Source organism: Antarctobacter sp. (assembly GCF_048262615.1).
Classification (GTDB): domain Bacteria; phylum Pseudomonadota; class Alphaproteobacteria; order Rhodobacterales; family Rhodobacteraceae; genus Antarctobacter.
The window spans coordinates 1-243 of the sequence record NZ_JBLXFB010000052.1; the positions used below are offsets into that span (position 1 = coordinate 1).

A 243-nucleotide genomic window follows, 5' to 3' on the forward strand; every position below is an offset into this window, starting at 1 on the left:
TGAGCATCAGGGGATAGCCGATCTCCTCGGCCCCCTTGGCGATGGCGTCGAAATCGTCGCCCAGCACCTCGGTCGCCGGGATCACCGGAACGCCGGCCTTGATCGCCACCTTGCGGGCGCTGGCCTTGTCGCCAAGGGCGCGCATGGTTTCCGCCTTTGGCCCGATGAAGGTGATGCCCGCGGCCACGCAGGCATCCACGAAATCGGGGTTTTCCGACAGCAGGCCATAGCCCGGGTGAATCG

The 243-nt window shown here is 66.3% G+C and carries 1 protein-coding gene; it reads right to left on the reverse strand.

All coding sequences use genetic code 11. The features are described 5' to 3' along the window. On the reverse strand, positions 1 to 243 hold a 243-nt coding region (locus ACN0S5_RS23605), incomplete at both ends, for a biotin carboxylase N-terminal domain-containing protein (protein WP_417211691.1).